Raw genomic sequence first — 3,081 nt, 5'->3', positions numbered from 1 at the left:
AAATACAACTAGGCAAACCGATAACAACTGGCTAAAAGTTCCTATCAAATAAACTAAAAGAGCCTTGTTTCTTTTCATTGGAACTCCTTTTAATAGCTTTAAAAACATCTTAAAAATTATACAAGTATATCAAAAAATACATAACTTAAATTATGCAATCTCTATAGATTTAAAAATTGACTTAATAGTTTCACCAATTCTGGATTGGTTGGCAAGGCTGAATGATGAGCCTTACGACCTTTTAAATTCACTTCTGAATAAGTTTGATTCTCAAAAATTGATTTTGCTGCTTGTGCACTAGAGAGAGGAACGATGCCGTCTGATTTTCCAGCAAAGCTGCCGACAAAGTTAAGGACCTCTACTTCTTTTTCTAAGCGATGTTTCCACCTTTGAAAATCGTCATACATCTCTTGGTTGAATTTGTAAGGACTTCCAATAATGGCCATCTTGCTTGCGGCTAACTTCTTTTTCTCTAAAAAGCCACTTTCCAATAAACCAGTCAAAACTAGTCCACCATTGGAGTGCCCTACTGCCTTAAATTCTGTGAAATAATAGTGGTCAAGAAGGTAGGTTAAAGCGAGCTTAAGGGATTCGATTTGCTGCTTTATATTTTCATAACCATCACGATTATTTTGAAAGCCAACCACAAAAATAGGATTTCTGTCCTTCCGCTTCAAATGCCCCCGATAAGTCATGTGTCCATCATTCCAGACTTTAATCCGAACAAGACTATGATGTGAATGCTGATTTCGATTGAGCTTTTTAACCATTCGATTAAAACGATTCTCAGTCGCAGAACTACCTGGAATCATGATAATAGGATGTATTTTGACCTTGCTGGCAGGTAGATGAGAAATAGGGTGGGAAGGCAGCTTATTCAATAATTTTTGAAAGGTTTTAGCAAGTCGATGAATCAATTGAGTCAAAAAAGGCTTCATTCTAGTCTCCGTATCTGAATCTGATGTTTTCAAAAACAAGCCACATAAAACTTAGTTATGCGACTTGTTTTTTTGTTATTACTTCCGCTTCTTCTTGTTTTTCTTCATTTGCTTGGCCATTTTGTTCATGCTGCGGCGCATGAGAAATTCTCCAGCTTTCCCTTTGAGGCCACCACCAAACATTTGGCTCATATCTGGCATTCCTGCTCCGCCTAGGGCAGATAAATCTGGCATACCTCCTTGACCCATCATGCCTTCTAAAGCTGACATATCAGGCATACCGCCCGGCATATTTTTAGGCAGATTGTTAGGATTGAGCCCCATCTGTTTCATCATTTTGTTCATATCTCCAGATAGGACTCCCTGCATCATCTGTTTGGCTTGGTTAAAGTCCTTGATAAACTTATTGACTTCGACAAAACTATTACCAGAACCAGCTGCAATCCGACGACGACGACTTGGGTTAAGCAGGTCTGGATTTTCCCGCTCGGCTGGTGTCATAGAGGATACGATGGCACGTTTACGGGCAATTTCTTTTTCATCTACTTTGATATTTTTCAGAGCAGGATTATTGGCCATACCTGGCAGCATCTTGAGCAGGTCTTCCATAGGTCCCATGTTCTGAACTTGGTCTAGTTGGTCGATGAAATCGTTGAAATCAAAGGTGTTTTCCCGCATTTTTTCAGCCATTTCAAGCGATTTTTTCTCATCGTACTCTTGAGAGGCCTTTTCAATCAGGGTCAGCATGTCCCCCATACCGAGTATACGGCCAGACATACGGTCTGGGTGGAAAGTTTCGATATCGGTAATCTTTTCACCAGTACCAGTAAACTTGATTGGCTTGCCAGTGATCTGACGGACAGACAGAGCCGCACCACCACGGGTGTCCCCATCAATCTTGGTCAGGATAACCCCAGTTACTTCCAGCAGATTGTTAAATTCACGGGCTACATTGGCTGCTTCCTGACCAATCATAGCATCGACAACCAGCAGAATTTCATTCGGCTGTGCCAGAGCCTTGACATCAGCTAGCTCCTGCATGAGCTTTTCATCAATTTGTAGGCGACCAGCCGTATCAATCAAGACATAGTCGTTGTGATTAGCCTTGGCTTGCTCCAAACCTTGACGGACAATCTCTACTGCTGGGAACTCAGTACCCAAGGCAAAGACTGGCACATCAATCTGTTGCCCCAGTGTTTGCAGCTGATCAATAGCCGCTGGACGGTAAATGTCCGCCGCAATCATGAGCGGGCGAGCATTTTCTTCTTTTTTGAGTTTATTAGCCAATTTACCCGCAAAGGTCGTTTTACCAGCCCCCTGCAAACCGACCATCATGATAACAGTCGGAATCTTTGGTGACTTGATAATCTCAGCAGTATCAGAACCCAGAATGGCTGTTAGCTCTTCGTCTACGATTTTGATGATCTGTTGAGCTGGATTGAGAGTATCAATAACTTCGTGTCCAATAGCTCGCTCACGAATCTTTTTAATGAAGTCTTTGACAACAGGTAGGGCAACGTCAGCCTCCAAGAGAGCAAGACGAATCTCCTTGGTCGCTTCCTGGATATCACTCTCAGAAATTTTGCCCTTTCTGCGTAGGTTTTTAAAGACGTTCTGCAAACGTTCAGTTAAATTTTCAAAAGCCATAAATATTTCTCCTCTTAATTATCAAATGATGGAAATGGATAGGTTGCTATCCGTTTTATTCTCGGTTATCAATGCTGGACAAAACCGCAAGCTGCTCCTGCAAATAGGGATCGTCAGGGTATTTTTCCATAATCTGATCAAAAATCTGACTTCTGACGATATAGTCAGAGTACATGTGCAGCTTCATTTCGTAGTCTTCCAGAATTTTCTCTGTGCGTTTGATATTGTCATAGACAGCTTGGCGGCTCACGTTAAACTCCTCGGCAATCTCAGCAAGGCTGTAGTCGTCTGCGTAGTAGAGCTCGATATAGTTCATCTGCTTATCGGTCAGCAAAGCCGCGTAAAACTCAAACAGAGCATTCATTCGATTTGTTTTTTCAATTTCCATAAGGAATATTATATCAAATAATCCCTTTAAACTCCACTCTTTCAGTATATTTGAAAATAGAGAATTATAAAAAACGGCTCTATAATTTCTGTAGTGGGTAAATCCACC

Annotated in this window: 3 protein-coding genes; all 3 read right to left on the bottom strand. The window is 41.3% G+C overall.

The features are described from left to right. Positions 1-161: 161 nt before the first annotated feature. The 3 genes from STRDD04_RS02920 to STRDD04_RS02910 all read right to left on the bottom strand — a co-directional run bounded on the left by STRDD04_RS02920 (position 162) and on the right by STRDD04_RS02910 (position 2,973). A complete protein-coding gene (locus tag STRDD04_RS02920) occupies positions 162-938 on the bottom strand; it encodes an alpha/beta hydrolase (RefSeq protein ID WP_062199218.1) in 777 nt (258 codons plus the stop codon). A gap of 78 nt (positions 939-1,016) precedes the next feature. Then, positions 1,017-2,585, bottom strand: a complete 1,569-nt coding sequence (gene ffh, locus STRDD04_RS02915; RefSeq protein ID WP_062199216.1) for a signal recognition particle protein — start codon at positions 2,583-2,585, stop codon at positions 1,017-1,019. 55 nt (positions 2,586-2,640) lie between these two features. Then, the gene (locus STRDD04_RS02910; RefSeq protein ID WP_005590307.1) at positions 2,641-2,973 is read right to left on the bottom strand and encodes a putative DNA-binding protein; all 333 of its coding nucleotides are present in this window, start codon (positions 2,971-2,973) and stop codon (positions 2,641-2,643) included. Positions 2,974-3,081: the final 108 nt, after the last annotated feature.

Source organism: Streptococcus sp. DD04 (assembly GCF_001578725.1).
Taxonomy (GTDB): Bacteria; Bacillota; Bacilli; order Lactobacillales; family Streptococcaceae; genus Streptococcus; species Streptococcus sinensis.
The sequence above is the reverse complement of the archived record's forward strand: the minus strand, read 5'-3'. Positions and strand labels throughout refer to the sequence as shown.

Coding starts and splice junctions, on each gene's coding strand:
- STRDD04_RS02920 (WP_062199218.1), bottom strand. CDS start 938: ATGAAGCCTTTTTTGACTCAATTGATTCATCGACTTGCTAAAACCTTT.
- ffh (WP_062199216.1), bottom strand. CDS start 2,585: ATGGCTTTTGAAAATTTAACTGAACGTTTGCAGAACGTCTTTAAAAAC.
- STRDD04_RS02910 (WP_005590307.1), bottom strand. CDS start 2,973: ATGGAAATTGAAAAAACAAATCGAATGAATGCTCTGTTTGAGTTTTAC.